This window comes from Neobacillus fumarioli NBRC 102428 (assembly GCF_001591485.1).
GTDB lineage: Bacteria > Bacillota > Bacilli > Bacillales > Cytobacillaceae > Neobacillus > Neobacillus fumarioli.
In genome coordinates, this window is record NZ_BCUZ01000169.1 from 1 (window position 1) to 4,545 (window position 4,545).

4 protein-coding genes are annotated in these 4,545 nt (G+C 41.4%); 2 read left to right on the top strand and 2 right to left on the bottom strand.

Features of this window, described 5'->3' with window-relative positions; all coding sequences use genetic code 11:
• Positions 1-125 precede the first annotated feature (125 nt).
• Together BFU02S_RS16535 and lepB are read left to right on the top strand one after the other, a co-directional pair.
• Complete coding sequence (locus tag BFU02S_RS16535; protein WP_084361149.1) at positions 126-287, top strand: DeoR family transcriptional regulator; 162 nt, start codon at positions 126-128, stop codon at positions 285-287.
• A gap of 212 nt (positions 288-499) precedes the next feature.
• Positions 500-1,090, top strand: a complete 591-nt coding sequence (gene lepB, locus BFU02S_RS14820) for a signal peptidase I (protein ID WP_066372299.1) — start codon at positions 500-502, stop codon at positions 1,088-1,090.
• A gap of 45 nt (positions 1,091-1,135) precedes the next feature.
• Here lepB and BFU02S_RS14825 read toward each other — a convergent pair whose 3' ends face one another.
• Both BFU02S_RS14825 and BFU02S_RS14835 read right to left on the bottom strand, forming a co-directional pair.
• Complete coding sequence (locus tag BFU02S_RS14825) at positions 1,136-1,909, bottom strand: metallophosphoesterase (protein ID WP_066372301.1); 774 nt, start codon at positions 1,907-1,909, stop codon at positions 1,136-1,138.
• Between the two features lie 751 nt (positions 1,910-2,660).
• On the bottom strand, positions 2,661-4,262 hold the full coding sequence (locus BFU02S_RS14835; RefSeq protein ID WP_066372308.1) for a S53 family peptidase: 1,602 nt from the start codon (positions 4,260-4,262) through the stop codon (positions 2,661-2,663).
• Positions 4,263-4,545 lie beyond the last annotated feature (283 nt).

Below are 4,545 nucleotides of genomic sequence, written 5' to 3' on the forward strand. Positions count from 1 at the left end.
ATTCCTCCGATTAAGTGAGTAACCTGCTGAAAATCAACAATGAACCGTAACAGGGTTTTAAAAAATAACTACAGAATAACAATTGCTTCATCCCCCTCTTTAAAGATAAACTTCAGGTGCATGTAATGAATAGCAGACAGAAGGAATTATTAAGGATATTGCTTGTTCAAGAAGGCGGATCGCTGCATATAAGGGATTTGGCGGAGAAGCTTTCGTGTTCGGAGAAAACGGTGCGGAATGATTTGGACCGGTTGGATAGACAAAAGATTTATCCGCCAGTTGTATAAAAGCCTAAAGCATAGGCTTTTTTCTGTTTTTACACAAACGTTTGGTTAAACCAGATCTGTCGTATTTTAGGTAAAAAATGATGCATATTGTTGGAGAATCTCTTAAAATATTTTTAGACATTCTTTTTGCTAGTTAACTTTTTTCACAAATAGGTAACATTTTTAAGGTATTATAGATGAGAGAATATTAAGTAAGAAAAGAGGGCTATTTTTTGAAAAAATATAAAGATTGGATACTCTTTTTCATCATCATCATACCGTTGATTTTTGTGTTACGGTGGGCGATTGGAACTTATAAGGTGGATGGGGATTCCATGCTGCCGAATTTCCATAATCATGAAGTGGTGCTAGCAGAACATATAACGAATGTGTTTCACCCGCCTAGTTACAATCAAGTTGTCATAGTCGATGAAGGGAACATGAATATTATCAAAAGGGTTGTAGGATTGCCCGGCGATACATTGCAAATTAAAAACGGCCAATTATATCGTAACGAAAAAGCAGTTAATGAACCATATATTCGTGAAAAAATGGCCGATATAGAACCTTACAACACTCCATATGATTTACTGCACCACGCCTATACTGTTCCAAAAGGACACGTGTTTGTCATGGGGGATAATCGGAATATTAGCGAGGACAGCCGCTATTTTGGGCCGTTTAGATATGATCAGATTAAAGGAGAAGTCATTGCTGAGATGTTCCCTAAGCCAACCTGGTGGATGTATTTTGTCTATTTGGGGATTATTGTGATTTTTGTATGGGGATTCTTACCCAGCAGGAAAAAGGAAAAAAGTGCATAGTGGAAAAAATCCTCTGTTTTTTCGCAGAGGATTTTTTGTGCCAAATTAGACATGAAGGATGGCTACTTCACTTCTTACCCCAAACCTTACATTATATCCAGATTGGCCTATACCTTTTGAGATATAGAGATAATGTCCGTTATAGTCATGTAAGCCTTTATAAATCCCTTCCTTGGCCAATGGGCCTTTTTTTATATAATGAAAGAAAAACGGGATATTGAATTGTTTGCCATGCAAGTGACCGGACAGCATTAAATCAAATTTCTGATTCAATTTTTTAATAATATTGGGGTCGTGAGCCATGACAATAGATGGTTTATCTGTAGGTACGTTTTCAAATGCTCGATTTACATCGATATGAAGGGAACGTGCATGATACTGATCAAGACCGATAAGAACAAATTGCTCTAAATCCAGCCACTCGTTCCGTAAAACCGTTATATCGTATTTTTTCAGTAGATCCATGCATACGGTAACAGGCTTCACTAAATAATCATGATTTCCTAGTATAGCATATGCCGGTACATTGGATTTTTGTATGACGGTTAGATAGGGTTCCAATAAAGATATGCTGCGATTTCGCCTCATGAAATCTCCTGTTAATACAATGAAATCAGGAGCTTCTTTTTGTATGATGGTTTCGATTTTTTTCGGTGAAATTCTTAATTTCTCGACATGAAGATCCGATAGGTGAAGAATTTTTTTGTTCAATCCTAACGGTACCGAAATCATTTCCAATTTAAGCCATTGGGTTGGAAGAATAAAGAAAATATAAAATAACAATGCGAGCAATAAAATCAACATTAGAATATATACCAAAAACGAACTCTCCCCATCAAATGGTTTGTATTTCTTCTAATATTAAATCCAATATACTTTCATGTCTATTCAGCGAATCTTATACCTATACCTTTTCCGGTTTTGATTTGGAACTTTATGACCCGCAAAATTCATGCAAAGCGAACGGGAAGAGTCCTTCAAGGCCCGAATGAAGGACAAATGTTATGAATGCCGCCCAAGTATTGTCTTTCATAAGTGGGATGAAGGACAAAAATCATGCAAAGCGAAGGGGAAGTGTCCTTCAAGGCCCGAATGAAGGACAAATGTTATGAACCCCGCTCAAGATTTGTCTTTCATAAGCGGGATGAGGGACAAAAATCATGCAAAGCGAAGGGGAATTGTCCTTCAAGGCCCGAATGAAGGACAAATGTTATGAATGCCACTCAAGATTTGTCTTTCATAAGCGGGATGAAGGACAAAAATCATGCAAAGCGAAGGGGAAGTGTCCTTCAAGGCCCATTTGAAGGACAAATGTTATGAACCCCGCTCAAGATTTGTCCTTCATAAGCCGGATGAAGGACATAATTCAAGTAAATCGACCGAGATTTGTCTTCAAGCCTCGAATGAAGGACAATTTTTAAGACCCCCGTCCAAGATTTGTCCTTCATAAACCGGATGAAGGACAAAAGTTCCCGAGTTCCAACCATAATTTGTCCTTCACAGCTGTAATAAAGCTGTTTACCCAAAATAAAAAGGCCATGTTTTTCAACACATGGCCTTATGAATCCGTTTATACGTTGATGATATTCTTTAAAGCATTAAGTAAGTTTGTCCCGTTTGGGCTTCCGAGTCCTGTGCAAGGGTCCCAGCCTTTTTTCGCTTTATATCCTGCGTTGTTGCCGCTTGTAATATCATGGAAGGCTTGGCTGCTAGCGGATAGGTGATAAAGGGCCGGGTTTACAAATCCAACCGGATGGCCGAGTTGTTGATTGATGATGACAATCAATCCGGCCCAAAGTGGTGCCACGGCGCTTGTTCCGCCAAAAACCGCTTGCTGACCGTCGACCAGAACCTGATATCCTGTAGCTGGGTCAGCGTCTCCAGCTACGTCCGGGACTCCCCGGCCTTTATTTCTGGAAGAATCGGCGGAAGGGGGGACGTGGGCCGTGCTTTGCCAATCGGGTAAAGGAAAGACGCTGCTGACGCCTCCGCCGGTGCTGCTGTCAGATCCCTCATTCCATACGATCTCTTGTGTGATCGTTTGGCCGGAGCCGTAAAGTTTTGTTCCTCCACATCCAATCACATGAGGACTGGAGGCGGGAAAATCTGCATGTACGGTCCCATCGTTTTCACCATCTGTTGCCCCGCGATCACCTGCTGCACAGCAGATAGTCACACCCAATGCTGCTGCATCTTGAAAAGCTCGATCCATTGCATTCATTGCTTGAGTTGTCCATTGATTTTCCGGTGCCCCCCAACTAATGGAAAGAACAGAAGGTTTATTGACCTGGTCGTGAATCGCCGTTGTAATCGCGTTCAGGAAACCTGCATCTGTGTTCGGGGCAAAGTAAACGGCAATTTTGACTCCGGGTGCAACAGCCCCGGCTACCTCGATATCCAATGCCACTTCACCATCCGGGCCGTTTGGATCTCCGGTTGGTTGATTAGTTGCACCGTTGACAGATACATCTATTAATGTCGGCTGGGCTACTCCAAGGGAGGTGAAATACTGCTCTATTTCAGCTGGGTCATACCCGCCGCCTAATTCTATTATACCAATACATTGGTTGCTGACATCTACATTCTGTGGAAAATGATAAAGGCTTGCGATTTGAGAGGGAGTGTAGGATCTTGTTGTTTGGGCTCTATGCAGTTCGGTCTTTTCCTCTAAAATCTGAAAATGAGGACGGACCTGCGGACGGTTATCCAGGCCGACAACGGCTTCAATGATACCGGCGAGATTTTTTGGAATATGAACCGCCCCGGTACGTCCCCGGTAAGTAAAGTCCGGATGTTTGAAATGGGCTAGTTGTACTTTAAAGGCTTTGCTAAAGGCCGATGCGCGCCCCGTAAGCCATACAGTCCCGGCAGCAGCATTCACATCTTGAACAGAAAGCTCATTGGCTGCCGCGAATTCTTTCACTTTTGCCAAATCCTCTGAATTGGCTCCGTGGGCAGCTATAAATTCCTCATGGGTAAGATGCTGTACAGGTGTAAACGGAGGAGTGCTTTTCTTTTCTAAAAAACTAGTAACAGACGGACGACGTACAACGATCGTTACAGATATTTCTTCATCGGGATGGACCTCAGCTGTTTGAACGGCATTGTGTACTGGTTTTCGTTCACTTCCGGAAAGCTGTACATAATCCGATAAACGGTTTTCTTTTTCCATCTTTTATCATCCTCCTTTTATTCTAGAATTTTATTATAAAATGTTATGCTCTTTCATGTAAGGGACAAAAGTTCGGTTGTTACGCATTTGATAAGTAACAGGTTCTCTTTAAGGATAGCATCCTACTTTTTGGCAGATTAGTATATAAAATCGCACGATAAACCCTTGCTCTGATAATTGCATGGCTAAAATAGATGAGAATAATTGAAATAAACGGAAAAATTCTGCTTGATTTGGGAAATACATATATTTCCCTCAAAATAAGGGAAGTTTTGAGACCGTC